This window comes from Saccharopolyspora gregorii (assembly GCF_024734405.1).
Lineage (GTDB): Bacteria > Actinomycetota > Actinomycetes > Mycobacteriales > Pseudonocardiaceae > Saccharopolyspora_C > Saccharopolyspora_C gregorii.
In genome coordinates this window covers 2,332,987-2,358,466 of sequence record NZ_CP059556.1, presented here as the reverse complement: position 1 = coordinate 2,358,466, position 25,480 = coordinate 2,332,987, and the positions used below count along the sequence as shown (strand labels likewise).

At 73.1% G+C, this 25,480-nt stretch carries 25 protein-coding genes and 1 tRNA gene; 16 read left to right on the top strand and 10 right to left on the bottom strand.

Translation table 11 applies throughout. The features are described from left to right. Position 1: 1 nt before the first annotated feature. From H1226_RS10145 to H1226_RS10135, 3 genes are all read right to left on the bottom strand, one after another. Complete coding sequence (locus H1226_RS10145) at positions 2-526, bottom strand: phage tail protein (RefSeq protein WP_224955584.1); 525 nt, start codon at positions 524-526, stop codon at positions 2-4. A gap of 18 nt (positions 527-544) precedes the next feature. Next, positions 545-2,392 carry a phage tail sheath C-terminal domain-containing protein gene (locus tag H1226_RS10140; RefSeq protein WP_258348663.1) on the bottom strand — a complete coding sequence of 616 codons (1,848 nt, stop codon included), beginning with the start codon at positions 2,390-2,392 and terminating at the stop codon, positions 545-547. A 361-nt stretch (positions 2,393-2,753) separates the two neighbouring features. After that, positions 2,754-3,761 carry a glutathione S-transferase family protein gene (locus H1226_RS10135; RefSeq protein WP_258348662.1) on the bottom strand — a complete coding sequence of 336 codons (1,008 nt, stop codon included), beginning with the start codon at positions 3,759-3,761 and terminating at the stop codon, positions 2,754-2,756. A 267-nt stretch (positions 3,762-4,028) separates the two neighbouring features. Between H1226_RS10135 and H1226_RS10130 the strand changes: the two genes are divergently transcribed. After that, complete coding sequence (locus H1226_RS10130; RefSeq protein WP_258348661.1) at positions 4,029-4,556, top strand: PadR family transcriptional regulator; 528 nt, start codon at positions 4,029-4,031, stop codon at positions 4,554-4,556. Beyond that, positions 4,556-5,773, top strand: a complete 1,218-nt coding sequence (locus tag H1226_RS10125) for a cytochrome P450 (RefSeq protein ID WP_258348660.1) — start codon at positions 4,556-4,558, stop codon at positions 5,771-5,773. Before H1226_RS10130 ends, H1226_RS10125 begins: the two co-directional genes overlap by 1 nt. Positions 5,774-5,819: 46 nt before the next feature. Here the strand turns inward: H1226_RS10125 and H1226_RS10120 are convergent, their stop codons facing one another. Then, complete coding sequence (locus H1226_RS10120; RefSeq protein ID WP_258348659.1) at positions 5,820-6,194, bottom strand: SdrD B-like domain-containing protein; 375 nt, start codon at positions 6,192-6,194, stop codon at positions 5,820-5,822. 269 nt (positions 6,195-6,463) lie between these two features. After that, positions 6,464-7,207 (bottom strand): FadR/GntR family transcriptional regulator, encoded by a 744-nt coding sequence (locus H1226_RS10115; RefSeq protein WP_258348658.1) that lies wholly within the window; start codon positions 7,205-7,207, stop codon positions 6,464-6,466. 415 nt (positions 7,208-7,622) lie between these two features. Here H1226_RS10115 and H1226_RS10110 point away from each other — a divergent pair, with 415 nt between their 5' ends. The 6 genes from H1226_RS10110 to H1226_RS10085 are packed head-to-tail and all read left to right on the top strand — an operon-like array spanning position 7,623 to position 13,640. Continuing rightward, on the top strand, positions 7,623-8,969 hold the full coding sequence (locus tag H1226_RS10110; RefSeq protein WP_258348657.1) for an MFS transporter: 1,347 nt from the start codon (positions 7,623-7,625) through the stop codon (positions 8,967-8,969). 30 nt (positions 8,970-8,999) lie between these two features. After that, a complete protein-coding gene (locus H1226_RS10105) occupies positions 9,000-10,715 on the top strand; it encodes a dihydroxyacetone kinase family protein (RefSeq protein ID WP_258348656.1) in 1,716 nt (571 codons plus the stop codon). 36 nt (positions 10,716-10,751) lie between these two features. After that, entirely contained in the window at positions 10,752-11,222 is a 471-nt protein-coding gene (locus tag H1226_RS10100) for a ribose-5-phosphate isomerase (RefSeq protein WP_258348655.1), read from the top strand. Next, on the top strand, positions 11,219-11,992 hold the full coding sequence (locus H1226_RS10095) for a triose-phosphate isomerase family protein (RefSeq protein WP_258348654.1): 774 nt from the start codon (positions 11,219-11,221) through the stop codon (positions 11,990-11,992). Before H1226_RS10100 ends, H1226_RS10095 begins: the two co-directional genes overlap by 4 nt. Further along, positions 11,989-12,786 (top strand): sugar phosphate isomerase/epimerase family protein, encoded by a 798-nt coding sequence (locus H1226_RS10090; protein ID WP_258348653.1) that lies wholly within the window; start codon positions 11,989-11,991, stop codon positions 12,784-12,786. Before H1226_RS10095 ends, H1226_RS10090 begins: the two co-directional genes overlap by 4 nt. Next, positions 12,783-13,640, top strand: coding sequence for a phosphogluconate dehydrogenase C-terminal domain-containing protein (locus H1226_RS10085; RefSeq protein ID WP_224955572.1), 858 nt, complete (start codon positions 12,783-12,785; stop codon positions 13,638-13,640). Before H1226_RS10090 ends, H1226_RS10085 begins: the two co-directional genes overlap by 4 nt. Before the next feature lie 169 nt (positions 13,641-13,809). On the opposite strand, the gene H1226_RS10080 is transcribed toward H1226_RS10085, so the two are convergent. Then, positions 13,810-14,700 (bottom strand): HpcH/HpaI aldolase/citrate lyase family protein, encoded by an 891-nt coding sequence (locus H1226_RS10080; protein WP_258348652.1) that lies wholly within the window; start codon positions 14,698-14,700, stop codon positions 13,810-13,812. A gap of 466 nt (positions 14,701-15,166) precedes the next feature. Here H1226_RS10080 and H1226_RS10075 point away from each other — a divergent pair, with 466 nt between their 5' ends. The 4 genes from H1226_RS10075 to H1226_RS10060 are packed head-to-tail and all read left to right on the top strand — an operon-like array spanning position 15,167 to position 20,586. Then, complete coding sequence (locus H1226_RS10075) at positions 15,167-17,107, top strand: ATP-binding protein (RefSeq protein ID WP_258348651.1); 1,941 nt, start codon at positions 15,167-15,169, stop codon at positions 17,105-17,107. 26 nt (positions 17,108-17,133) lie between these two features. Next, positions 17,134-18,585: an ABC transporter substrate-binding protein gene (locus H1226_RS10070; protein WP_258348650.1), complete on the top strand. Its 1,452-nt coding sequence runs from the start codon at positions 17,134-17,136 to the stop codon at positions 18,583-18,585. Positions 18,586-18,625: 40 nt separating this feature from the next. Next, a complete protein-coding gene (locus tag H1226_RS10065; protein WP_258348649.1) occupies positions 18,626-19,642 on the top strand; it encodes an acyl-CoA dehydrogenase family protein in 1,017 nt (338 codons plus the stop codon). Next, positions 19,639-20,586: an iron-siderophore ABC transporter substrate-binding protein gene (locus H1226_RS10060; RefSeq protein WP_258348648.1), complete on the top strand. Its 948-nt coding sequence runs from the start codon at positions 19,639-19,641 to the stop codon at positions 20,584-20,586. The genes H1226_RS10065 and H1226_RS10060 overlap by 4 nt, the downstream gene beginning before the upstream one ends. Positions 20,587-20,610: 24 nt before the next feature. On the opposite strand, the gene H1226_RS10055 is transcribed toward H1226_RS10060, so the two are convergent. From H1226_RS10055 to H1226_RS28290, 3 genes are all read right to left on the bottom strand, one after another. Then, positions 20,611-21,747, bottom strand: a complete 1,137-nt coding sequence (locus tag H1226_RS10055) for an MsnO8 family LLM class oxidoreductase (RefSeq protein WP_258348647.1) — start codon at positions 21,745-21,747, stop codon at positions 20,611-20,613. A gap of 63 nt (positions 21,748-21,810) precedes the next feature. Then, positions 21,811-21,884: transfer RNA gene (locus H1226_RS10050), tRNA-Cys, on the bottom strand. An 83-nt stretch (positions 21,885-21,967) separates the two neighbouring features. After that, complete coding sequence (locus tag H1226_RS28290) at positions 21,968-22,057, bottom strand: putative leader peptide (RefSeq protein WP_373690036.1); 90 nt, start codon at positions 22,055-22,057, stop codon at positions 21,968-21,970. Positions 22,058-22,172: 115 nt separating this feature from the next. On the opposite strand from H1226_RS28290, the gene H1226_RS10045 reads away from it, so the two are divergent. Next, positions 22,173-23,078 carry a pseudouridine synthase gene (locus H1226_RS10045; RefSeq protein WP_258348646.1) on the top strand — a complete coding sequence of 302 codons (906 nt, stop codon included), beginning with the start codon at positions 22,173-22,175 and terminating at the stop codon, positions 23,076-23,078. A 45-nt stretch (positions 23,079-23,123) separates the two neighbouring features. On the opposite strand, the gene mftR is transcribed toward H1226_RS10045, so the two are convergent. Further along, positions 23,124-23,735 carry a mycofactocin system transcriptional regulator gene (gene mftR / locus H1226_RS10040; protein ID WP_258348644.1) on the bottom strand — a complete coding sequence of 204 codons (612 nt, stop codon included), beginning with the start codon at positions 23,733-23,735 and terminating at the stop codon, positions 23,124-23,126. Between the two features lie 81 nt (positions 23,736-23,816). Here mftR and mftA point away from each other — a divergent pair, with 81 nt between their 5' ends. The 3 genes from mftA to mftC are packed head-to-tail and all read left to right on the top strand — an operon-like array spanning position 23,817 to position 25,432. Next, positions 23,817-23,924, top strand: a complete 108-nt coding sequence (gene mftA, locus H1226_RS10035) for a mycofactocin precursor MftA (protein WP_224955563.1) — start codon at positions 23,817-23,819, stop codon at positions 23,922-23,924. Further along, a complete protein-coding gene (gene mftB / locus H1226_RS10030) occupies positions 23,902-24,207 on the top strand; it encodes a mycofactocin biosynthesis chaperone MftB (protein WP_258348642.1) in 306 nt (101 codons plus the stop codon). The genes mftA and mftB overlap by 23 nt, the downstream gene beginning before the upstream one ends. Before the next feature lie 22 nt (positions 24,208-24,229). Next, positions 24,230-25,432: a mycofactocin radical SAM maturase gene (gene mftC / locus H1226_RS10025; RefSeq protein ID WP_258348641.1), complete on the top strand. Its 1,203-nt coding sequence runs from the start codon at positions 24,230-24,232 to the stop codon at positions 25,430-25,432. The last annotated feature ends 48 nt before the right edge of the window (positions 25,433-25,480 follow it).

Here is a 25,480-nt window from a genome sequence, read left to right as displayed (position 1 = left end):
GCTAGGCGGGATTGGTGAACGCCGGTTCCGTCGGCTCCGGCACCTCGTAGTCCCGCTCCCAGCCCTCGCACTCCAGCTTCAGGCTCTGGATCGCCACCGCGTTCGCGTTCGCGTCCAGCTCGCCCAGCACCTGGTACTCGCTGGGCCAGGTGCGGTACAGCTTGTGCGAGACGGCGACCTGGCCGGCCTCGTTGAGCAGCTGGATGACGATGTCCTTGCGGAAGTCCGCGAGCGACACCTCCGACCCGAGCCCGGCGCCGACCTGCCAGACCTTGTTGGCCCACCGGTCGAACTCGGGGTCGTGGGTGACCCCGCGCTCCAAGGTGATGCCCTCGAACTCGGAGCGGCCCGGCGCCTTGCGCGGGGAACTCGGATCGCCACCGTGGCGGTGCTTGACCACCTCGGTGGTGCGCTTCAACGGGCTGATCTTGCTGACGCCCGCCACCGTGCGCCCGTCCCAGAGGACGAGGAACTTGAAGTTCTTGTACGGGTCGAAGCGGTGGGCGTTGATCTGGAACTCGGCCATGCTCACTCCTCCGGTTCGCTACGCCTGCGGGAGGCCGGCGAACTGCTGGATGGTCACGATCACGAACTCGGCGGGCTTCGTCGGGGCGATGCCGACGACGACGTTGACGACTCCGCGATCGACGTCCTCCTGCGTGGTGGTGTCGGCGTCGCACTTGACGAAGTACGCCTCGCGGGGCGTGCCGCCCTGGAACGCGCCCTGCCGGAACAGGGTGTGCAGGTAGGCGGATGCGTTGAGCCGGATCTGCTGCCACAGCTGTTCGGTGTTCGGTTCGAACACCGCCCACTGCAGGCCGCGGCGCAGGCTCTCCTCCACGTGCAGCGCCAGCCGCCGCACCGGCAGGTACTTCCACTCCGAGTCGGCCGCATCCGAACCCGCGAGGGTCCGCGCGCCCCACACGACCGCGCCCACCACGGGGAAGCTGCGCAGGCAGTTCACCCCGAGCGGGTTGAGCAGCCCGCTCTCCCGGTCGGTGAGCCGCACCGACGGCGACCGCACCCCGAGCAGCTTCGCCTCGGTCCCCGCCGGCGCCTTCCACACGCCGCGCTCGGCATCGGTGCGGGCGATGACCCCGGCGACCGCCCCGCACGGCGGGAAGGACCGCAGCCGCCCGGACAGCGGGTCGACCAGCTGCAGGTGCGGGAAGAACAGGCCAGCGTGGTCGCTGCGCACCGGGTCGAACGCGGCGATGCCGGCGCGCACCGCATCCACCCCGGACCACGCTGACGGCGCGTCCACCAGCAGGAAGATCCGGCGCTCGCGGCAGATCCGGTCGGCCGCGGTGAGCACCACCAGCACGTCCTCAGTGGACTCGTAGCCGGCGAGTTCGGGCAGCGCCAGCAGGTTCACGTCGTCCACGTCGCGCAACGCCTGCAACCCGGTCTTGCGCGCCTCGCTGCCGATGAGGTCGCGCGGTCCGGGCGGGTCGCCGTCCTCCCCGCACTCCAGCGGGAACACCGGCGGGCGCACCGTCTCGTCGAGCCCGAGGTCCCCGGCGCACTCGCCGCGGAACCGGACCTCGTCGGCCGGGTCGGTGGAACCGGCGACGGTCTGCAGCCGGTCGCCGAACGCGGTGACGGTCGCCCCCGCGAACGCGCGCTTGCCCGGGGCGTCCGGCAGCGAGCGCAGCTTGCGCTCCAGCAGCAGCGCCAGTTCGGCGACGGTGCACGGCGCCTCGCCGTCCACGTCCTCCTCGTAGAGCGTGAAGTCCCGCTCCACGTCGCCGATCTTCGCGGTGAGCTCCACGCCCAGGTCCGGCAGCTCGCCGTCGAACGGGCGGGAGACGGTGCCGCTCGCGGCGGGCAGCCCCGAATCCAGCACTTCGACGCGGATCAGCGCCGAGGACGAGTTCACCGCGGTCTCCGCGTACCGGCCGTGCCCGGGCTCCAGCGACAGGCCGCCGAAGGCTTCGCGGACCCCGACCCGCGCGTCGGCGACGTGCAGGTTGAACGTCTCCTCCGGGCGGTTCGTGTCGTGGTCGACGGTGACGTGCAGGCCGTTGCCCCACGCCCCGGGTTCCTTCGCGTGCACCGCCAGCACCGGGCAGTCCTTGCGCCGGTCGCCGGCGTGCAGCACCACCGAGGCGGCCTTGCCGGTACCGCGGGCGGCGACGCGCACGACGAGCGCGATCGTGCCGCCGTTGGCGAAGAACTGGTGCACCGCGTAGCCGAGCGCGCCGCGCGAGGTCAGCCCGCCGAAGCGGCGCTCGAACTCGGCGAAGCTGGTCACCCGGACCGGCTCGTTCAGCGGTCCGCGGCGGGTGTGCCCGACGAACGCGGTCACCGAGGTGGTGACGGTGGAGATGGTGCGCGCGCTGCTCGGGATCTCCTCGACGTGGACACCTGGATAGGACGTGTTCGTCGGCATGCCCCTCCCATTCCTCCGCGCGCCGGAAAGCGCGCGGGGTCAGGGGGAAAGGCGGTGGAACGTGGGCGCGCGAAAAGCGCTCGACCCGGAAATGCCGGGCCGCGAGATGAGACCATTCCCCCAATGGCTGTTCGGAGCAGTGGAGCTCCGATCGTTCGCGCGTCGAGCAGGGCCGGGACCCCTTCCCGGCTGGCGACCTGCTGGAACCGGTGCGCGAGCCCAGTTTCTTGAGATCGCACTCGGAGGTCAAGCGGTTTTCACGAATGGCCCAGCAACCCGAAGATCAGCGATTCGGAGAATCAACCGGGGTGCGCCGAACGGCGCAATCGAATGCGTTGGTTCGAGTGAATCCGGGAAATGCTCACCGGGGCTCGGCGATCGAGGGCACCCGTTCCGCGATCGGCGGCGGACCGGGCGGGGTCCCGTCGCCGAAGGGGCGCCCGCCGAGCTCTTCGCGGCCGTGCGGGCTCAGCCAGCCCGACGGGTCCGGCCCCTTCGGCACGATCCCGGTCGGGTTGATCTCGGTGTGCACGCCGTAGTAGTGCTGCTTGATCTGCTCGAAGTCGATGGTGTCGCCGAATCCCGGCGTCTGGAACAGGTCGCGCGCGTAGGCCCACAGCACCGGCATGTCGGTGAGCGTGGACCGGTTGCACTTGAAGTGCCCGTGGTAGGCGGCGTCGAAGCGCACCAGCGTCACCCAGAACCGCACGTCGGCCTCGGTGATCGTGTCGCCGACGAGGTAGCGCTGCCCGGCGAGCCGCTCGGACAGCGCGTCCAGCCGGGCGAACAGCGCGTCGTAGGCCTTCTCGTACGGCCCTTGGGCCTTCGCGAACCCGCACTTGTAGACGCCGTTGTTGACGTCGTGGAACAGCTGACCGGAGATCTCGGCGATCTCGTCGCGGTGCGCGGCGGGGAACAGGTCGGGCGCACCGGGGCGGTGGTGCGCGGTCCACTGCGTGGCGAGGTCGAATTCGAGGTCCTGGTAGGCGTTGGTGACGACCTTCCCGGTGGGGATCTCGACGACCGCGGGCACGGTGACGCCCTTGTCGTAACCCGGAATCGCCCGCTCGTAGGCCTCGCGCAGCCATTCGATGCCGAGCACCGGGTCCACGCCGCCGGGGTCGAGGTGGAAGCGCCAGCTGCGGTCGTCGTGCAGCGGCCCGGCGATGCCCAGCGACAGCACCGGTTCCAGGCCGAGCAGCCTGCGCACGATGATCACGCGGTTCGCCCACGGGCAGGCGCGGGCGCCGATGAGCCGGTACCGGTGCGGTTCGACGGGCCACGGGGAGCTCCCGTCGGCGGTGATCCGCTCCTGCACGCCCAGCGGTTCGCGGACGAACTCGTCGGTCGAGGACTGCGCGGCTCCCACGATGCGACCCCCTTGCGGCTGCGACCGGACTCCGCCCGACCCTACGCCGCCGAACGGCCCAGCGTTCACCACCGATCGGGCAAGCCCCACCACCCCGAGGTGAGTGGCCCGCTGGACCAAGCAAGCGAGGCGAACGGGCCACTCACCTTAGAAGGGCCGCGCAGGTGAGTGGCCCACCAGACCGAGCAGACAGGGCGAAGGGGCCACTCACCTGGGGGGCGGTGCGGGAGGTCGACCGTCAGGGTGACCTAGGTTATCGTGACTTAGGTGTGGATCGACGTCCTGCTGCTGGCCCATCTCGCCAAGGAGCCCTCGCACGGCTACGAGCTGCGGAAGCGGGTGGAGGAAGGAACCGGGTTCGCGCTGTCGAACAACTCGCTCTACCCGGCGCTGCGGCGGTTCACCGAGGCCGCGGCCGTCACCCGCTCCGCCGAGCCGCAGGAGGGCCGGCCGCCGCGCAACGTCTACACGATCACCGAGGTCGGCCGGGAGCTGCTGCACGACATGCTCGCGGAGCTGCCCGCCGAACTCGCCGCGGACGAACCGGAGTTCCTCGCCCGCCTGGCGCACTTCGACTGGCTGACCGCCGACGAGCGCCTCGGCGTCGTCGAGTCGCGCCGGTGCGCGCTTCGGCAGCGCCGCGACCGGCTTTCCGCGCTCACCCGCACCGGCGCGAGCACCTGGGGGCAGGAGGCGCTGGACGAGTCGCTGCGCAGGCTGCGCGCCGAACTGGACTGGCTCGACGGGATCGCCGCCCGGGCCACCGCAGATTTACCACCACAGGAGGAGCACTGATGAGCACCACGGCCGAAGCCCTGCCGCAGCTGCCGTTCGACCGGCCGAACGTGCTGGAGATCGCGCCGCTGTACGAGGTGCTGCGCAAGCAGGCGCCGATCACCCGGGTGCGCACGCCCGCCGGGGACCCGGCGTGGCTGATCACCTCGTTCGAGGAGGCGCGCGCCGTGTTCGGCGACGGGCGGTTCGGCCGTTCGCACCCCGCTCCGGAGCAGGCCGCGAAGATCTCCGACGCGGGCGTCCTCAACGGACCGAACGGCGACTACGACACCGAGCAGGCCCGGCACAACCGGATGCGCAAGCTGCTCACCCCCGCGTTCTCCGCGAAGCGGATGCGGCTGCTCACCGACCACGTGCAGGACCTGGTGCGGGGCTGCCTGGACTCGATGCAGGCCGCGCACGACGCGAACCCCGGCGCACCGGTGGACCTGCACGAGCACCTGTCGTTCCCGTTGCCGGTGCTGGTGATCTGCGAACTCCTCGGAGTGCCGTTCGAGGACCGCGAGTACTTCGCCGGGCTCTCCGACCGGATGAGCCGGCTGGGCACCGGCGACGCCGCACAGGCCGCGCGGGTCGAGCTGGCCGAGTACATGGCCCGGCTCGCCGAGGCGAAGCGGCACTCCCCCGGCGAGGACGTGGTCACCGACCTGGTGCGGGCGCAGGAAGCCGACCCGGACTTCGACGACGGCGAGCTGTCCAGGCTCGCCTCCGGCCTGCTGTTCGCCGGGCACGAGACCACGGTGACGCGCATCGACCTCGGGGTGCTCCTGCTGCTGACCGACCTGGATCGCCGGGACGAGTTCGCCGCCGACCCGGCCGGCCGGGTGCAGCAGACCGTGGAGGAGATCCTGCGGGTCGCCGACCCCAGCGGCCTCGGCCTGCTGCGCTACGCCCACGAGGACGTGGAGGTCGGCGGGCAGCTCATCGCGCGCGGTGACGCGGTGCTCATCCCGACCGGTGCGGCGAACCGCGACGAGTCGGTGTACGGCGAGCCGGAGCACTTCGACCCGGAGCGCAAGCCGAACGTGCACCTGACCTTCGGGCACGGCATGCACTTCTGCATCGGCGCGAGCCTGGCGCGCACCGAGCTGAAGGTGGTGTTCACCGAACTGTTCCAGCGGTTCCCCAAGCTGCGGCTGGCGGTGGACGTCGACGACCTCGACGTCCGCTCGGACCGGGTGACCGGCGGCGTGAAGGCCCTCCCGATCACCTGGTGATCGGACCGGTGCACGTCCCGCCCGGAACGGGACGTGCACCCGCCGCTCACCGGATGCCGAAGTCGATGCCCGAGTCGCCCGGGCCCCACACGGACGTCCCGACCGCCCACGGCGTGGTGTTCGAGTGCCCGTCGGCGTAGACCTGCACCGAGTACTTGCCGTAGGGCAGGTCCGCGACCGCGTAGTGGCCGTTCTCGTCGGTCACCAGCTTCCCGTGCACATCGCCGCTCGCCCAGCTGTAGGAGACGGTGATCCCCGCTGCCCCCGCCTCGTCGGCCTGCCGTTCGCCGTCCCCGTCGGCGTCGAGGTAGACGACCCCGTCCAGCCCGCCGTCCGACGGCGCGGCCTCGGCCTGCGCGGGCAGCGCGGCGGTGGCCACCAGCAACGGCGCCGCGAGCATCGCGGCCATGATTCCTCGCACGACATCCTCCTCTGGACCGGGCGGTGCACCCGCCCGGACTCCGTTCCCCCGGAGGCCGCCTGAGCACGACCTCCCGGAACGGGGACGCCGGTGCTCCCTCCCCCGGTTACCTCCGCGCGGAAATCCCTTGGCACGGAGGGAGAATCCGCTGATCACCGGGGAAGGCGGTCCGCGGTGAGCACGATCGTGGCGCAATCCAGGGTGAACGCGCCGCCGTGCTCGTCGACGACCCGCCCGAGCTCGGCGAGCAGCGCGGCGAGCCTACGACGTCATGCCTCCTGGCCGAAGTGCTCGGCGAGCCGGCCGGCGGCGGTGTGCATGTGGGCGCTCATGGCTTCGGCGGCGGCGTCCGGGTCGCCGTCGCGCAGGGCCGCGTAGACGAGCTCGTGCTCGGCGAGCGCGAGGTCGGCGTGGCCCTGGTCGGCCAGCGCCCGCTCCACCCACAACCGCAGCAGCGAGCGCACGTTCTGCAGCAGCTGCTGCAGCACCACGTTCCCGGAGGCCACCGCGATCCGCAGGTGGAACAGCCGGTCGGCTTCGACGAACTTGTCCAGTTCGGTGCGGTTCTCCCGCATCCCGTCCAGCTGGGCGGCGAGGTCGGCGAGGTCGTCGTCGGTGCGGCGGACGGCGGCGCTGCGCACCGCCAGCACCTCCAGCCCGTTGCGCACCTCGACGAGTTCGCGGGTGCGCGGCTCGCCGAGCATGAGCCCCCAGCTCAGCGTCTGCGGCAGCAGCTCGGAGGCGCTGCCGCGCAGGTAGGTGCCGGAGCCGGGCCGCACGTCGACGATGCCGAGGATCTCCAGCGCCGCGAGCGCTTCCCGGATCGCCGAACGCCCGACGCCGAGCGAGGTGGCGAGGCTGCGCTCCGGCGGCAGCCGGGTGCCGGGCTCCAGGTCGCCGGTGGTGAACAGGTCCAGCAGTCGCTTGGCGACCGCGGAGACCGCCGTACCTGCGGATACGGTGCCGAGGGCGGCGCCGAACGCGGCATCGGGGTTGTCCGGGTACGGAGGCATGACCACACATCCTAACTTCTTGCCGGCGTTGCACTCTTGCTGCTCAGCGCTCGGGTGGCGGAACCTCAGCGGCCCCCTCGCTGCGGGATCTTTTTCGCAGGTGGCTCCGCCACATGCGAAAAAGCTGTCCTCGCGAGGGAACCGCTGAGAACCCGCGGGTGGTCCCGTTGCGTGCTGGGTCGCTGCTCAGCGGCTTCGCCGCTGACAAGACCGGATGGGGCTGGGGTTCGGGTCGGGGGCTTTCTCGTTCAAGTTACCGGTAATTGGTCAACCGGTTGACAGGTTGAGGGCTGCTTCCGATACTAGGCCGAACGGCGAAGCCCCGCCGCGGAACGCCCGCGGCCGCGCCACGCCCGGACCAGGACCGCCCACCCCGGCCGCGGTCCTCGCCCGCACCCGCTTCAAAGGAGTCAATGTGGACACCTCGACCGCCGCGCAGCAGCGCGGTCCGGGGGTGGAGAAGTCGGCCATTCGCAAGGTCGCCGTCCGCCTCGTGCCGTTCGTGGCCTTGATGTTCTTCGTCAACTACCTCGACCGGACGGCGATCAGCTTCGCCGCGCCGAACGGGATGCGCGACGACCTGGCGCTGTCCGCGGCCCAGTTCGGCTTCGCCTCCGGCGTGTTCTTCGTCGGCTACCTGCTGCTGGAAGTGCCCAGCAACATCGCGCTGAACAAGTTCGGCGCCCGCCGCTGGCTCGCCCGGATCATGGTCAGCTGGGGCGTGGTGGCGCTGCTGTTCACCTGGGTGCAGGACTTCACCCAGCTCGCCGTGCTGCGCTTCCTGCTCGGCGTCGCCGAAGCCGGGTTCTTCCCCGGTGCCGTGCTGTTCCTGAGCCTGTGGGTGCCCGCCCGGCACCGCGGCAAGATCCTCGCGCTGTTCTACCTCGCGCAGCCGCTGACCACCGTCATCGGCGCCCCGCTGGCCGGCTGGCTGATCCAGCAGCACGGGGTGTTCGGGCTGGAGGGCTGGCGCTTCATGTTCTTCGGCGTCGCGATCCCCGCCATCGTGCTCGGCGTCGTCGCCTGGTTCTACCTCGCCGACGACCCGCGCGAAGCGAAGTGGCTGACCGCGGCCGAGAAGGACTGGCTGACCGGCGAACTCGCCGCCGAGAAGGAGCACACGGCCGCCGAATCCGGGCACCACGGCCTCCGCTCGGTGTTCGGCAACGGCCGGGTGTGGACGCTGGCGATGTTGTACTTCGGGTTCATCTACGGGCTCTACACGCTCGCGTTCTTCCTCCCCGCGATCATCGGCGACTTCGAGCAGCGGTTCGGCACCACGTTCGGCGTGTTCGAGAAGGGCCTCATCACCGCGGTCCCGTACCTGCCCGCGGCGATCGCGCTGTACCTGTGGTCCCGGGACGCCACCCGGCGCGGGCTGCGGTCCTGGCACATCACCGTGCCCGCCGTCGTGGGCGCGATCAGCGTGCCGCTCGCGCTGTTCGCCGGCTCCCCCGTGCTGACCATCGCGATCATCACCGTCACCGCCTGCGCGATCTTCGCGGCGCTGCCGAACTTCTGGACGCTGCCCACGAAGTTCCTCACCGGCGTGGCCGCCGCCGCGGGCATCGCGCTGATCAACACGCTGGGCAACCTGGCCGGGTTCCTCGCGCCGTACGTGACCGGCGCGCTGTTCGACTGGACCGGCTCCTACGTGGTGCCGATGTTCGTCGTCGGCGCGTTCCTGCTGCTGTCCGCCGTGCTGATGGTGCTGCTCACGCGCACCGAGCGGGCCGACCGCCGCGTGCCCGCCGCCGAGTGACCACCGTCCCCCGTTCCCGTAGGAGAGCTCATGGCCCGCCTGTTCAACGACCCCGGCTCGTTCGCCGAGGAGATGCTGGAAGGTTTCGCCGCCGCCCAGGCGCACCGGGTGCGCCGGGTGCCCGGCGGAGTGGTCCGCCGCGACCGAGCCCGCAGCGGCGAGGTGGCCGTCGTCATCGGCGGCGGCTCCGGGCACTACCCCGCGTTCAGCGGCCTGGTCGGCGACGGCCTCGCGCACGGGGCTGCGATGGGGAACCTGTTCGCCTCGCCATCCGCGCAGCAGGTGCGCTCGGTGGCGACCTCGGCGCACAACGGCGGCGGAGTGCTGCTGTGCTACGGGAACTACGCCGGGGACGTGCTGCACTTCGGCCTCGCCGAGCAGCGGCTGCGCGGTGACGGCATCGACTGCCGCACCGTGGTCGTCACCGACGACGTCTCCAGCGCCCCGGCCGACGAGCGGGACAAGCGGCGCGGCGTCGCAGGCGACCTGGTGGTGTTCAAGGCCGCGGCGGCGGCCGCAGCGGCCGGCTACGACCTCGACGAGGTGGCACGGGTCGCCGCGCACGCCAACGACCGCACCCGCTCCTTCGGCGTCGCCTTCGGCGGCTGCACCCTGCCCGGCGCGGACGAGCCGCTGTTCACCGTGCCGGACGGGAAGATGGCCGTGGGGCTGGGGATCCACGGCGAACCGGGCATCGCCGAGCAGGACGTGCCGAGCGCCGACGAGCTCGCCGAGCTGTTCGTGCGCACCCTGCTCGCCGAGGTGCCCGACGGCGTCGAGGTCGCCGGATCGCGGGTCGTGGTGCTGCTCAACGGGCTCGGTTCGGTGAAGTACGAGGAGCTGTTCGTGGTGTACCGCCGGGTCGCCGCGCTGCTCGCCGAAGCCGGGGTGGAGGTCGTCGAGCCCGAGGTCGGCGAGCTGGTGACCAGCTTCGACATGGCGGGCGCCTCCCTCACGCTGTGCTGGCTGGACGAGGAGCTGGAGCGGTTCTGGCGCGCCCCCGCCGATTCGGCCGCCTACCGCAAGACCCCGGCGGTCGCCGCCGCGGACGTCGAGGCGGGCGAGGACTTCGTGGCGCTGGACGTGATCCCGCCCGCCACCGGCGAATCGCGGGAGTCGGCGCGCTGCGCGCTGGCCGCGCTCGAAGCCGTGAAGTCCACTGTGGACGACAACGTGGCGGAGCTGGGCCGGATCGACGCCGTCGCGGGCGACGGCGACCACGGCATCGGCATGCAGCGCGGCGCGGACGCGGCCGTGGCCGTCGCCCGCGATGCCGTCGAACGCGGTGCGGGCGCGGGCAGCACCCTCAACCGCGCCGCCGACGCCTGGGCCGACCGGGCCGGCGGCACCTCGGGTGCGTTGTGGGGCGTGGCGCTGCGCGCGATCGGCGCCGAGTTCGGCGACGAGACCGCCCCCGGTCCGCGCACCACCGGCGCCGCCGTGCGCGCCGCCGCCGACGCGGTGGTGCGGCTGGGCAAGGCCGAACTCGGCGACAAGACCATGGTCGACGTGCTGGTGCCCTTCGCCGACGAGCTGGAATCCGCGCTCGCCGCCGGATCCGGCCTCGCCACCGCGTGGGACGCCGCCGCCACCACCGCCGCGAAGGCCGCGGAGGCCACCGCCTCGCTGCGCCCGCTGCGCGGCCGCGCCCGCCCGCTGGCGGAGAAGAGCCTCGGCACCCCGGACGCGGGGGCCGTCTCGCTGTCGCTGATCACCCGCGCGGTGCACGCCGTGCTCGCCAGGTGACAACCCGAAACCCGTTGCGGTGAGAGGAGAAATCGCGTGAGCGACAAGCTGCGCATCGTGGTCGGCTCGGACGACGCCGGGTTCGACTACAAGGAGGTCCTGAAGCGGGACCTGGACAACAGCGACCTCGTCGAGTCCGTGCGCGACGTCGGCGTGGACGCGGACGGCCACACCCCCTACCCCACCGTCGCCATCGCCGCCGCCGAGCTCGTCGCGGCCGGGGAGGCCGACCGGGCGCTGCTGGTGTGCGGCACCGGGCTGGGCGTGGCGATCGCCGCGAACAAGGTCGAGGGGATCCGCGCCGTCACCGCGCACGACACCTTCTCCGTGGAGCGCGCGATCAAGAGCAACGACGCGCAGGTGCTCACCTTCGGCCAGCGCGTCGTCGGCATCGAACTGGCCCGCAAGCTCGCCGCCGAATGGCTCACCCACCGCTTCGACCCGGAATCGGCGTCGGCGCAGAAGGTCTGCCTGATCAGCGACTACGAGAGCGGGTCCGAGCGGTGACCCGGACCATCGGCGTCAGCCTGAAGATGTACTTCGGGCACCAGCGCACGCTCGACTGGTGCGCGGACGTCGCCGAGATCGCCCGCCGCCACCCCGCGGTGCGCGGCGGCGGTGCGGAGCTGTTCGTGCTGCCCTCGTTCCCCGGTCTGCCTCCCGCGCTGGACCTGTTCCGGGACACCCCGGTCGAGGTCGGCGCGCAGGACCTGTTCTGGGAGGACCACGGCGCCTACACCGGCGAGGTCAGCGGCGCGGAGCTGCGCGAACTGGGTTGCCGCCACGTCGAGGTCGGGCACGCCGAGCGGCGCAGGCTGTTCGGCGAGGACGACCGGGTGGTCGCGGCGAAGACGGCGGCGGCGCTGCGCAACGGGCTGATCCCGGTGCTGTGCCTCGGCGAGGAGCGGGCGGGCAGCACTACCGACGCGGTGCGCACCTGCCTGGAGCAGTTGGATTCGGCGCTCGCCGCGGCCCGCGCAGCGGACCGCGTCGGGGCGGTCGTCATCGCCTACGAACCGCAGTGGGCGATCGGCGCCGCCGAACCCGCCGACCCCGAGTTCATCGGCGCGGTGTGCGGCGAACTGCGCAACGCGCTGGACGCCGAACCGGTGCTGGCGGGCAGCCGCGTCATCTACGGCGGCAGCGCCGGGCCGGGGCTGCTCAGCACGCTCGGCGACGCGGCGGACGGGTTGTTCCTCGGCCGGTTCGCGCACGACCCGGCGGCGCTGGAGCGGATCCTGGACGAGGTCGTCGCACTGGGCGGGGTGTCGGCATGATCGGGCTGAGCACCTACGCCTACTTCTGGCAGTGGTCCGACCAGGTTCCGGAACCGCTGTCGCTGACCGGGATGCTCGCGGACACCGCGGCGCAGGGCGTGGAGCTGTTCCAGATCTGCGACTACCCGCCGCTGGAGTCGATGACCGACGCCGAGCTGGACGAGGTGCGGGACGAGGCGCGTCGACTGGGGGTGCGCCTCGAACTGGGCACCCGCGGGCTGCGACCGGAGCACCTGCGCCGCTACCTGGAGCTGGCCGGGCGGCTGGACGCCTCGCTGGTGCGGTCGATGCTCTACTCCGCCGACAGCAGGCCGACCCCCGACGAGGCCGAGGCCTACCTGCGGGAGGTCGTGCCGGAGTACGCGGCGGCGGGCGTGACGATCGCGCTGGAGACCTACGAGCAGGTCCCCACCCGCGTGCTCGTCGACCTGGTGGACCGCGTCGGCGACGAGCACGTGGGCATCTGCCTGGACCCGGCGAACGTGGTGGCCGCGCTGGAACTGCCCGGCGACGTGATCGAGCTGACCGCCCCCCACGTGAAGAACGTGCACGTCAAGGACTTCGCCTTCACCCGCTCCGCCGGGTGGGTGGGGTTCGCGCTGACCGGCGCCCGGCTGGGCACCGGGCAGCTGGACCGGGCGCACGAGGTGCGCGCGGTGCGCGCCGCCGAACGCGGCATCAACGAGGTCGTCGAGCACTGGCTGCCCTGGCAGGGCGACGCGGCGACGACCTGCGCGGTCGAACGGGAGTGGACCGCGCACAACCTGGACTACCTGAGGAGCGAGCGGACATGACGGATGCGAAGCTGACGATCGCGGTCATCGGCGCGGGCGGCAAGATGGGCATGCGGGTGTCGAACAACCTGCAGCGCACCGAGCACACCGTGTTCTACAGCGAGAACTCCCCCGCCGGGCAGGAGCGCGTCACCGAGGCCGGTCGCGCGGTCACCGAGACCTCGGCCGCGATCGCCGACGCCGACGTGGTCATCCTCGCCGTCCCGGACATCGTGCTGGGCAAGGTGTCCGAGGAGGTCGTGCCGCAGCTGCGCGCCGGTTCCGTCGTGGTCACCCTCGACCCGGCCGCGGCGTACGCGAACCTGCTGGCCAAGCGCGAGGACCTGGAGTACGTGGTCGCGCACCCCTGCCACCCGTCGGTGTTCCTGCAGCGCCGCACCCCGGAGGAGCTGGCCGACACCTTCGGCGGCATCGCCGCGCCGCAGGAGGTCGTGGCCGCCATCGAGTCCGGTGACGAGGAGCGCCGCGCCGTCGCCGAGTCGGTGATCCGCGCGATGTACGCGCCGGTGGTGGACGTGCACTGGGTGACGGTGAAGCAGCTGGCCTACCTGGAGCCGACGCTGGTGGAGACGGTGGCCTGCATGGTGGGCGATCTGCTCAAGGAGGCGCTGCACGAGACGGTGCACACCGTGGGCGTCCCGGAGGCGGCGGCGCGCGCGATGCTGCTCGGGCACACCCAGGTGGCGCTGGCGAACACCCTCAAGGGCGACAACCCGTTCTCGGACGCGTGCCTGATCGCGATGGACTACGGCCGCGAGTCGATCATCAAGGACGACTGGAAGAAGATCTTCGACGACGAGCAGCTGGACGCCGTGATCACCCGGATGCTGAAGCTGGACCGCATCGAGCGCTGATCCGCCCGGCCACCCCGCCCGGCCGCTCGGGCGCCACCTGCCGGTCGGCGCGGGGACGACGAACGCACCGCCCTCCTCCGGGGCGGTGCGTTCGTGCTTCCGGGCCGTCGTCCGATCGCCGGGCTGTTCTCCGATCGCCCGGGCCGTTGTCAGATCGCCAGGGCCCTTGTCAGATCGCCCGGGCCGCCGCGGGGGCCGGGGCCGGCGCTCCGGTGGGGCGGGCGCGCTGCAGGTAGCGGCGGGCGCGGGCGGCGTCGGCCTCGTCCACCGGGGTGCCGCCCGCCGCGCCGGCGCGCGCCGCGCTGGCCTTGAGGACCGCGTGCGCCCAGGACAGCTCCTGCTCGGTCGGCGCGAACGCGTCGTTGATCGTGGCGATCTGCTCCGCGGTGACCGCGGCCTTCGAGGTGAACCCGGCGCGGGCGGCGCGCAGCGTCTCGGCCGCCAGCGCGTCCGGGTCCCCGCCGCCGAAGTGCGGCGAGTCGATGACGACGACGTCGGCGGACGTCGCGGCCAGCACCGCGGAATCGCGCACGGAGCGCATGGCCTCCGGGTCCCCCGGCGTGCCGAGGTCGGCGACCACGTCCGCCGCACCGACGAGCACGCCGACCACGCGGGTCTGCGAGGCGAGGATCCGCGGCAGGTTGCGCAGCCCGCGGGCGGTCTCGATCAGCGGCACCAGCATGGTGCGGGTGCCCGCCTCGAACAGCAGGTTCTCGATGACGCCGAGCGCGCCCGCGGATTCGGTCCGCGGCAGCACCAGCACGTCCGGCGCGACGTCCGCGGAGAGCAGCGCGGTCAGGTCGGCGAGGCCGACCGCCGTCGAGGCGGCGTTGATCCGCACCGCGGTCACCAGTTCGCCGGGCAGCGCCGCCGCCAGGTGCTCGATGACGAGGGCGCGGGCCGCGGATTTGTCCTGCGGCCGCACGGAATCCTCCAGGTCGAGGATCACCGCGTCGGCGCCGTCGCGCTCCGCCGAGTCGAACTGCTCCGGTCGGGTGCTGGGTACGTACAACCAGCTGCGGGCGGCGCGCACCGCCGTCTCCACGTCTCCGTCAACCATGTCCGTTCCCCCCAGATCGGCCGGTTCCGACGGTACGAGCCAGGTGGATCGACGGCCATTCGACGGCGGGGCGGAGCTGCGCGATTCATCCGCTCCGGGGACGTGCGGTGGTTCCGCTGCGGCGCAACGGTTCCGGCGCTCCGGGCACGGGTTCCGCCGCGACCGGAGCGGCGGATCTCGTGCTGCGGCGGCGTTTCCGCGTTCCCGTGGTGCGGCCCGGTGATCGCGGACAGCGTGAGCGCGGCGGCACCGGAGCACCGCCGGGAGGACGCCCGAAAGGCGTACCACCCGCGAACCGCCCCGACCCGTCGAGACCACAGTGGACGGTCTCGGAAGTGCCGCGCCGCCGGAACCCAGCCACCGCACCGCGACCGGCCTTCATTGACGGTGTGATCGCTTGTGACTACGCTGAGTGGCTGACCGGGGGAAGCAGTCGGTTCAACTGAATGAAGTCGGGGGGCTTCTCGTGGCACTGCGCGCAACCGCGACCGGCACGGGCGACGGGAGACACCTGTTCGGCCGCGAACCCGCGATGCGCCTGGTCCGGGAGTTCGCCGACCGGCCGGGACACGCCAGCAGGCCGCAACCCGTGCTGCTGTTCACCGGTCCGCGCGGCAGCGGCAAGACCGCGTTCCTCGACGCCCTCGCCGACCGCCTGCACGGGCAGGGCCCGTACGCCCGGCTGGACTGCGAAGTGCTCGACCCCGCCCGGCTCTCCCTCGCGCACATCGCCGTCGAGCTCGACCGGCACGCACCCGACCCGATCGCGTTCCCCCGGTTCGTCGCCGGGCAGGTGGTGGCCGCCCAGCAGCTCGACGTCGACCCCGGCATCGCCCGCCTCGAAGCCGAACGCGCGCTCGTGGAGCACCGCCGCGCCGACCGGCTGCGCGCACTGCTCGGCGGCCTCCTGCCGCACGCCGAGCACGTCGGGCGGCGGCTCGCCGACGGGGTGCTGCGCGGGCTGGTGTCCTGGCGGCACGGGCACCGGGCGGTGCTCGCCGCCGACTGGTTCGGGCACCAGGACCGCGACCTCGGCCGGGACCCGCTGGACGTGCTCGTCGAGCTCAACCGGCGCGCCCGCACCCCGCAGAACCAGGACGACGCCCGCGACACCGGAGAACTGCTGTGGGCGGCGCTGCTCGCCGACCTGCGCGAGGAGTTCGACCGCGGGACGCGGCGCGCGCGGCGCGGGCTCAACTGCGCGCTGCTGCTCGACGACGTCGACTCCCCCGCCGCGAAGCCCCTCCTCGACGCGCTCGTGCGGGCCCGCAGGCAGTACGCCGCGCACCTGCCCGGCGGCTGCGATCCGCTGACCGTGGTGGCCACCAGCCGGGGGAAGCGCTCCGGCGCCGTCATCGCCACCGGCGAAGCGTCGCCGCTGCGCGACATCGAGCGGATCGAGGCGTCCGGGCCCGAGCCGTACTACACCGATTTCACCGAGCACGGCGGGAAACCGTGGTACCCGGTGCGGTTGCGCGACCTCACCCGGGACGAGATCGGCAACATGGTCGACGAGCTCGGCCGGTACGCCGGGAACCGGAAGAACCGGGTCGGCGCCGCGATCCTCCGCCTCACCGGCGGGCATCCCGGTGCGACCCGCAGGCTGCTGGAGGAGATCCGGGTCCGGCCGGGCGATCCGGTGGACCTGGGACCGCTGCTCGGCGACGCGCCCCTGCTCGGGCCGGGCGGCTCGTTCGGGCTCGCGGAACCGTTCCGCGCCGGGCTCGCCGAGGAGGCGCTGCACGACCTGGTGACCTGCGCGGCCGCGCGCCACCAGGTCGAGGCGGAGCGGCTCGTCGCGCACAGCGGCCTCGCCGCCTCCCACGGCGCGCGGGCCGTGTTCGCCCCGGAGCTGTGGGTTCCCGCCGACGACGGGCACCACGTGCTGCCGCCGGTGCTGCGCCGGGTGCTGCTGCGGGAGCTCGCCGCGCGGCCCGAGCAGGAACCCGCGAACTGGACGGCGGTGCACACCTGGTTCCGCGAGACGCTCGCCGACCAGGGCGACGAGGTCGGCGAGCTCTACCACTCGCTCGCGGTCGGCGAAGTGGAGTCCGTGGCGCGGCGGCTCAACACTCTGCTGGCCTACAGCGACCTGCCGACCTGGCTGGACCTGCTCGCCGCGGCCACCGCCGCGCCCAACCGCCTCGACCACGCCGACCCGCAGCTCGACCAGGTGCGTTCGCTGGCCGACTGGACCCATCCCGGTGCCGCGCCGCAGGCCGCGGTCGCGCGGCTGGTCGCGGCGCGGTGGATCGCCGCCGATCCGCTCGGCGACAGCAGGCGGCACGCGCTCTACCTGGAGATCGCCGCCTGCTACGACGAGATCGCACCGCACTCCGGCAGCGGCCTGGCCACGCTGCGCGCCGAATCGGAGAAGTACCGCAGGTGGTCCGAACTGACCGACTGAACCGCGGCCACGAGGAGAGGATCAGCGTGAGCTTCGAACAGCCCCCGCGCCCCCGATGGGGTCTGCGCATCGCACTGGCGGCGGGCAGCGCGCTCGTCCTGGTGCTCGGCGTCGTCACCGTCGTCTGGGCCGTCGCCCCGTGCGACAGCGGGATGTCGCACGTGCGGGGCGAGTGCGTCGGCGTCACCGACGGTTCCGAGGTGTTCTCGCCCGAGCTGGAGGACGTGGAACGGCGGATCGCGGCCGAGAACGACCGGGTCGCCGACGACGACTTCGTCGTCACCGTCGCCGTGCTGATGCCGATGACCGCCGGGGAGGACGACAGCCTCTCCATCTCGCAGATCCGCTCCTACCTGCAGGGCGCGCACGTGGCGCAGGTCAACGCCAACCAGGACCGGCGCGGCCTGAAAGTCCGGCTGGCGCTGGCGAACGAGGGCCGCTACGAGCACGCCTGGAAGGAGGTCGCGGAGCGGCTGGTCGACATGGTGGAGCCGGAGAACCTGGTGGCCGTCACCGGTCTCGGGCTCAGCTCCCCCGAAACCGCGCTCGGCGCGCGCGAGCTCGCCGCGGCGGGCATCCCCATGGTCGGCTACCTCAGCGCCGACCGGTTCAACAGCCTCCCCGGCGAGCACGGGCCGGCGATCGCGGGCCTGCACCGGGTGTCGCCGAGCATCGAGCAGGAGCTCGGCACCATCGCGGAGCACTTGGACGAGCTGGTCGGGCCGCAGCCGACGGCCCTGCTGGTCCGCGACGGCAACGGCGACGACATCTACACCGCGGACCTGCGGGAGAACTTCCAGGAGAAGTTCGGCGCGGCGTGGCAGCGCAGCGGCCGGACCACCGGCTCCTACACGGGTGGACCGGACGCGTTCGGGCTCGGCACCCAGTTCGAGTACATCGCCGACCGGATCTGCACGTCGGAGGTGAACGTGGTGCTGTACGCGGGACGCAGCAACCTGCTGCCCGACTTCGTCGAGAAGGTCCGCAGGCGCGGCTGCGACCCCCACCGCCACATCACCATCATCACCGGCTCCGAATCCACCGACCTCCACCTGAGCGCCGACCCGGGCACCGCCCCGGTCTCGGTGCTCTACGCCTCGGTGGCCGATCCGGCGGCCCTGGCGGACGCGAGGAACCAGGACCGCCCGCTGTACACGGCCTTCACCGGTGCGCTGCACCGGCTGTTCGACGCGGACGCGCCGGTGTCGAACTGGAGCGTGCTGGGGCACGACGCGACGCTCGCCGCCGTCACCGCCGCGCAGCACGCGGTGGGCCGCCACCCTGGTGTGCCCACCACCAACGGGGTGCTGGCCCACCTGCGGCTGCTCAACCACGAGACGAACAGCGTCGCCGGGGCGAGCGGGCGGTTCACGTTCGACTCCGACAGCGGCGACCGGGTCAGCGGGAGCATCCCGGTGCTGCGCCGTTCCGGGGACGGGCAGGTGGAGGTCGTGGTGCCCGGCGGCGACGCGGGGTGACACCTTCACCCGCCCGTGGATCTCAGGCTAGCCTCACCCAGTGGTCTCCTTCGAACTCGCGCGGACCCTGGCCGACGAGGTGCTGTTCCCGGCGGCGGCCGAGGTCGACGCCGCGGGCGCGGTGCCGCGCTCCCACTTCGACCTGCTGGCCGAGCACGGTTTCTACGGTGCGGTCGCGCCCCGCGAGCACGGCGGCCCGGAGCTCCCGCTCGACGAGGCCGGCCGGATCGTGGAGGCGCTGTCCGGCGGCTGCCTGAGCACCGCGTTCGTCTGGGCGCAGCACCACGGCGTGGTGCGCGGGCTGCTGAGCACCGAACGGACCGAACTGCGCGACCGCCACCTGGACGACGCGGTGCGCGGGAAGCTGCGCGGTGGCGTGTCGTTCGCCGGGGCCATCCCGCAGCCGCCGCGGCTGCACGCGGTGCCGGTGGACGGCGGCTACCGGTTCACCGGCGAAGCACCGTTCGTCAGCGGCTGGGGGATCGTGGACGTGCTGCAGGTGTCGGCGCGGGACGGCGACTCGGTCGTGAACGCCTTCCTCGACGCGCGCCCGGCGCCCGGGATCCGCGTCGAACCGCTCCGGCTGGTCGCGGCGCAGGCCACCGCGACGGTGCGGTTGTGGTTCGACGACCACTTCGTCCCGGCCGAGCGGGTGCTGGGCGTCGTCCCGCACTCGGCGGTGCTCGCCGCGCAGGCCGGGGCGGCCCGGCTCAACGGGGCGATGCCGCTGGGGATCGCCGGGCGCTGCACCCGGCTCATCGCCGACGCCGGGCGGCCCGAGGTCGCCGAACGGCTCGAAGCGGACCGGGACGCGGTGCGGGACGGGCTGGACGAGGCGTTCGCCACCGGCGCCGACATCGCACCGGCCCGGGCGGCCGCCGCCGAGCTGGCGCTGCGCGCCGCCGGAGCGCTGGTGACCGCGGCGGGCAGTTCCGCGCTGCTGCTCGGCGAGCACGGGCAGCGGCTGGTGCGGGAGGCGACGTTCACCCTCGTCGCCGCGTCCCGGCCCCCCATCAAGGACGGCATCCTCGCGCTGCTGGCGGGAGGCGCGCGGTGAAGCGGATCGCGGCCGCCGTCCTGCTGCTCGGACTCCTCGCCGGGTGTTCGCCCGCCCCGCAGGCCCCGGAGCGCACCGGGACCGAGGTGCGGCATGCGCTCGGCACCACGACGGCGCCCGCGCACCCGGCGCGGGTCGTCGCGCTGGGGCCCGCCGACGTGGACGCCGCGCTCGCCCTCGGCGTCGAACCGGTCGGCATCGGGTTGCCGCTGAGCGCGGAGGTCCAGCCGTGGCAGCGGCGGCCGGGCTGGGAACCGGTGACGCTGCGGCCCACCGACCAGGGCTACTCCACCGAGGCGATCGCCCAGCTGCACCCGGACCTGATCCTCGCGGGCAGCGACTACTACATCGACGGGGAGTACGCGGCGCTGTCCCGGCTCGCCCCGACCACCGCGTTCGAGACCACACCGGACGAGGAACCGTGGCAGACCACCACCCGCCAGGTGGGGCGCGCGCTCGGCGAGCCCGCGGAGGCGGACCGGCTCGTCGCCGACACCGAGCGGCGCGTCCGCGAGGCCGCCGCCGCGCACCCGCAGCTGGCGGGCGCCGAGGTCGCGGTCACCCTCGGGCACAGCCCCGGCGGCCTCGGGGTGATCCGCTCCGCGCAGGACGTCACGGTGCGCACCTTGACCGAGTTCGGCATGGCGCTGTCTCCCGCGGCGGCGAACCTGCCCGGTGCAGCGTTCAACGCGCAGGTCAGCGCGGAGAACCTGGCGCGGATCGACACCGACGTGCTCATCACCGCGTACCCGAACCCGGCGGTGCGGCCGCAGATCGAGTCGCTGCCGGTGTTCGAGTCGCTGGACGCGGTGCGGGACGGCGGCTACCTGCCGCTGGCGCAGGCGGACTGGCCGCTGCTGCGCCAGCCCGGTGTGCTCTCGCTGCCGTACCTCGTCGACCACCTGCTCCCCCGGATCGCGGACGCGGCCCGGCACCGCCGCTGAGCCCCGCCCGGGGCGTCGTGCGCGTCAGGAGCGGGACCAGGCCCCGGCGAGCAGTTCGTAGGAGCGCAGCCGGTCCTTCGGGTCGTGGGTGACGGTGGTGATGAGCAGTTCGTCGGCCCCGGTGACCCGCCGCAGCACCTCCAGCCGTTCCACGACGGTCTCCGGGGAGCCGACGATGCGGGTCTGCACCCGGTCGGCGACCCGGGCGCGTTCGGCCTCGGTCCAGTGGCGGCGGCGCGCTTCGTCCGGGCTCGGGTACGGCTGGGCGCCGTCGCCGTGGCGGATGTCGTGCACCCACCCGGCGAACGGGGTGGCGAGTTCCTGCGCGGTGGCGTCGTCCTCGGCGACGAGCACGTCGGCGGACACGACGAGGTGCGGCCGGTCCAGCCGCGGGGAGGGCGCGAACGAGTCGCGGTAGGACGCGGCGGAGTCGAGCACGGTGCTCGGGGTGACGTGGTAGTTCGACACGAACGGCAGGCCGAGCTCGCCCGCCGCGCGGGAGCTGGGGCCCGCGCTGGCGCCGAGCACCCACACCTGCAGCGCCGCGTGCTCGGCGGTGATCGCGTGCGCTTCGCGCCCACCGCCGTCGCGGAAGGTGCCGTCGAGGAAGGCCAGCACTTCCCGCACCTGATCCGCGTAGTCGGAGCGTCCGGTGTCGCCGAGCAGCAGGGCATGCCCTTCGAGCTGTTCCAACCGGGCCTTCGACAGGCTGCCGCCGCGGGCGGTGCGCGGCACCGGAAGTCCGTCCACGTAGGCGGGTTCGGGCGCGGTGACCGGTGCGCTGTCGCCGGTGGCGGCCTTGGCGAATTCGACGTACTTGGCGAGGCCGGAGCGGCCGAGCCCGAGGTCGATGCGGTCCGGGTGCAGCTGGGCGAGGGTGCCGAAGTCCTCGGCGACCTGCAGCGGGCTGTGCTGGCCGAGCAGCACCGCCCCGGATCCGACGCGGATGTGCCGGGTCGCGGCGGCCACCGCGGCGATGAGCACCGCAGGGGAGGACGAGGCGACGCCGGGCACCAGGTGGTGCTCGGCGAGCCAGAACCGCCGGTAGCCCCACTGCTCGGCGTTCCGGGCGAGTTCGACGGTGTCGCGCAGCGCGCCGCCCGCCGTGCCGCCGGTGGGGATCGGTGCGAGGTCGAGGATCGAGAGCGGTACCGCGGTCATCGCTTCCTCCAACGCACCGCCTCCCCTCGGGTTCGGGGGAGGCGGCCTGTCCACAGTGGATCGTGGAGGCGGAGGCGGGATTCGAACCCGCGTGCAGGGCTTTGCAGGCCCTTACCTGGCCTCTCGGTCACTCCGCCACGACCCGATCAGCGGCCGCAGCCGGGGATCGGGGACCAGAATCGTCCACATCGGACCCGAGTCGGGTCCGGGAGGTCGCTGCTCAGGGCAGCGCAAGCGCACAGATCGAACTCGCGTGCCGCCGGAGGTCGACGTGCAGGCGAGCGAAGAAGAACCGCGCCTCGATGTCCACGCCACGATTCTTGCGCCGCACCCGCCGGGCGTCAACGGAGCCCGGCGGCATCCCACTGGCTGGACGATCTCGGCCGGAACCGCAGCGCACGGGCCGCGCCGTACGCTGGCCGGTGATGCGACGCAAGCTCCGATCCCCCCTGCCGCAGCGCGACGGCCTCGACGCCGCGCGGCTGCGCACCCCCGGTTCGGGGACGTGGGCGACGATGCGCGACCACCTGGTCGAGCGGTTGCCGATCCCGGCCGGCGAGGTGGACCGGATGCTGCGCGAGCAGCGCGTCGCCGATCGGCACGGCCGGTTCGTGGACGCCACCACGCCGTTCGCGCCCGGCGCCGTCCTGTGGGTGCAGCGGGAACTCCCGGCCGAGGTGCCGGTGCCGTTCGAGGTGGCCGTGCTGCACCGCGACGAGCACCTGCTGGTGGCGGACAAACCGCACTTCCTGGCCACCACGCCGCGCGGCGGGCACGTCGCCGAGACGGCGCTGGTGCGGTTGCGCCGCGCGCTGGAGCTGCCGGAGCTGAGCCCGGTGCACCGGCTCGACCGGCTGACGGCGGGCCTGGTGCTGTTCGCCGTGCACCGGGCCGCGCGGCGCGAGTACCAGCTGCTGTTCCAGGAGCGCGCGGTGCGCAAGGAGTACGAGGCGATCGCGCCGCACGACCCGGCCCTGGCGCTGCCGCGCGTGGTGCGCAGCAGGATCGAGAAGGAGCGCGGCGTGCTCCAGGCCCGCGAGGTGCCGGGCCCGGTGAACGCGGAGACGCGGGTGGAACTCGTGGAGCACCGGGGCGGGCTCGCCCGCTACCGGCTGCTGCCCGCCACCGGCCGCACCCACCAGCTGCGGGTGCACCTGGCCTCGCTGGGCGTGCCGATCCTCGGCGACGAGCTGTACCCGGAGGTCCGGGAGCGGGCCGCGGAGGACTTCACCGATCCGCTGCGGCTGCTGGCCAAGGAGCTCGCCTTCGACGACCCGATCACCGGGGCCCCGCGCCGCTTCACCAGCCACCGCGCGCTGGAACTCCCCTGACCCGACCACGCGGCGGCGCTCGCCCCGAAGCCGGGCGCGGCGCGGTCAGGCGAAGCCGCGGGACAGGTCGCGGAGGGCGTCGTCCAGGACCGCGCACAGGTCGACCCTCGGCGTCGAGAGCCAGTGCTCGTAGGCCGCGAGCGCCGCGCCGAGGGTGGAGTGCGCGATGACCTGCGGGCGCAGCGCGCTGACCGGTTCGCCGAGGCGGTCGGCGGCGAACTCGGCGACGACGGCGCGCCAGTCGGCGTAGCGCAACGTCGAGTGCGCCTGCAGCGCGGGCACCCGCAGGATCAGTTCGAGGCGGCGGCGGTGCCGCGCCGTCTCGGCCGGATCGACCCGGTTGAACTCGACGACGACCGCGCGGATCGCCGCCAGCGGCGGCTCGTCCGCGGGCCGGGCGCGGAACCGCTCCCGCATCACGTCGAGCCGTTCGGTGAACGCGCCCCACACCACGTCGTTCTTCGAGTCGAAGTAGCGGAAGAAGGTGCGCCGACCGATGCCGGCGGCCCGCGCGATGCGCTCCACGGTGGTGCGGTCGAAGCCGTCCGAGTCGAACAGCGCGAAGGCGACGCGTTCGAGTTCGGCGGGGCTGGTCGTGCGCCGCCGGCCGGGCCCCGTCGTTGGTCCGGAAGTGTGGTCGCGGGTCGGTCCGGTCATCGCCTCTTCCATTGTGACACCGGGTGCCCATATCGTGTGGCGGCCACCACATCGCAGTGAGTGATCGGGAGGAAGCATCCCATGAGCGAATCCCAGCACGACGCGACCGGCACCGCCCCGGCCGACGGGGTGGAGGACGACCTGCTCGTCGAGGAAGTGTCGATCGATGGCATGTGCGGCGTCTACTGAACCGGGCGGGGCGGCCGGGTTCGACCCCGGCCGCCCGCACCGGCTGAGCCCGACCGTCTCGCTGCGCCCGGAGCGCTTCGGGGCGCTCGTCTACGACTTCACCACGCGGCGGCTGTCGTTCCTGAAGACGCCGGAACTCGTCGCCGTGGTCCGCGAACTGGAGCACCAGCCGGACGTGCACGCCGCGCTCACCGCCGCCGGCGTGCCCGCCGAGCAGCACCCGCGCTACCTGACCGCCCTCGCCGGACTGCGCGAGGCGGGCACCATCCGGCCCCGCGACTGAACCGCCCCGCGAGGAGGCGCACATGCGGCTTGTCGAGCACTTCCAGCACGGCCTGGACTCCCCCATCTGCCTCACCTGGGAACTCACCTACGCGTGCAACCTGTCCTGCGTGCACTGCCTGTCCGCGTCCGGGCGGCGCGACCCGCGCGAGCTGTCCACCGCGGAGTGCAAGGCCGTCCTCGACGAGCTGCAGCGGATGCAGGTGTTCTACGTGAACATCGGCGGCGGCGAGCCGACCGTGCGCGCCGACTTCTGGGAACTCGTCGAGTACGCCGTGGATCAGCAGGTGGGGGTCAAGTTCTCCACGAACGGGGTGCGGTTGACGCCGGAGCGGGCGCGGTGGCTGGCGGGCACCGACTACGTGGACGTGCAGCTGTCCCTCGACGGGGCGACCGCGGAGGTCAACGACCGGGTGCGCGGGACGGGCTCCTACGACACGGCGATGGCGGCGATGCGCAACCTGCGCGATGCCGGGTTCCGCGACTTCAAGATCAGCGTCGTGCTGACCAGGGAGAACGTCGATCAGCTGGACCGGTTCAAGGAGATCGCGGACGAGCACGGCGCGCAGCTGCGCCTCACCCGGCTGCGGCCGTCCGGGCGCGGCGCCGACGTGTGGGACGAGCTGCACCCGACCGCCGGGCAGCAGCGGGAGATCTACGACTGGCTCATCGCGCACGGCGAGGGCGTGCTCACCGGAGATTCGTTCTTCCACCTCAACGCGCTCGGCTCCACGCCGCTGCCGGGGCTGAACCTGTGCGGCGCGGGCCGCGTGGTGTGCCTGATCGACCCGATCGGCGACGTCTACGCCTGCCCGTTCGCGATCCACTCCGAGTTCCTCGCGGGCAACGTGCGCGACGAGGGCGGATTCGGGGCGGTGTGGCGGGAATCGGAGTTGTTCGAGCGGTTGCGCGCGCCGCAGGCCGGCGGCGCGTGCACGTCCTGCACCGCCTACGACGCGTGCCAGGGCGGGTGCATGGCGGCGAAGTTCTTCACCGGCCTGCCGCTGGACGGGCCGGACCCGGAATGCGTGCTGGGCAACGGGGAACGCGCGCTGGCCGGGGTCGGGACCGCGGTGCCGAAACCGGACAAGGACCACTCGCACCGCACCGCGCCCCGGCGGCGGCCGGAACCGGTCGCGGTCGGCATCGGCTGGGGCCCGCCGGACGAGCAGCCGGTGCCGGACCGGGCCTGCGACACCAGTCCCCTCGCCGGTTTCCGCCCCTGACCCGAGCGGCCCGGACGAACCCGGCGGGTCCGGTCACCCGCTTCCCAC